General features: G+C 61.3%; 1 protein-coding gene. It reads right to left on the reverse strand.

Annotated elements, in window-relative coordinates; translation table 11 throughout:
* On the reverse strand, window positions 1–351 hold a 351-nt coding region (locus A7D27_RS26900), incomplete at its 3' end, for a transposase (RefSeq protein ID WP_139134217.1).
* Between the last annotated feature and the right edge of the window lie 236 nt (window positions 352–587).

A 587-nucleotide genomic window follows, 5' to 3' on the forward strand; every position in this document is an offset into this window, starting at 1 on the left:
CTCGTCCTGGTGGCGCTCGCCGTATTCGGCGATCAGCTTGGCGTCGACCTTGTCGGTTTTCACCCGCTGCAACTGGCTGCGGGCGTAGTGGGCGATCTGCGCCGGGTTGAGAACACAGACCCGATAGCCTTGCCCAAGCAGCCACTCGGCCAGGGCTTCATGGTAGGTGCCGGTGGCCTCCATCACGACCCAGGCTCCGGGTTCGCTGTGTTCGTTCAGCCAGTCCCGCAAAACCGTGAAATCCGCTTTCTTATTGGGCAGATTGGCCTTGGTGCGGTAGTTACCGTTGGGCTGCCGGGTGGCGAGGTCAAAGGTGTGTTTGGCGATGTCGATGCCGATGACGCTGGGCATGGTTTCTCCTCTCGATCCGTTCAGACGCAATCATCACTGCACCCGGCCCAACCTTGTGAATGCGAGCTCGAGGCTCAGGATACCGTTCGGGCTGTTCGAGTGAGTGTGGAGGGGCGGAGCACTATCTACGTTGCAGGCTCGCGGCCTAAGGGTGGATACGGCTTCCTATCCCTCCCCCGATGATCAGTCGGGGACTATGCCCCTGGGGTGGGGCGGTAGTCGAGATACAAGGGTGG

This window comes from Pseudomonas sp. 1D4, from assembly GCF_001728925.1.
Lineage (GTDB): Bacteria > Pseudomonadota > Gammaproteobacteria > Pseudomonadales > Pseudomonadaceae > Metapseudomonas > Metapseudomonas otitidis.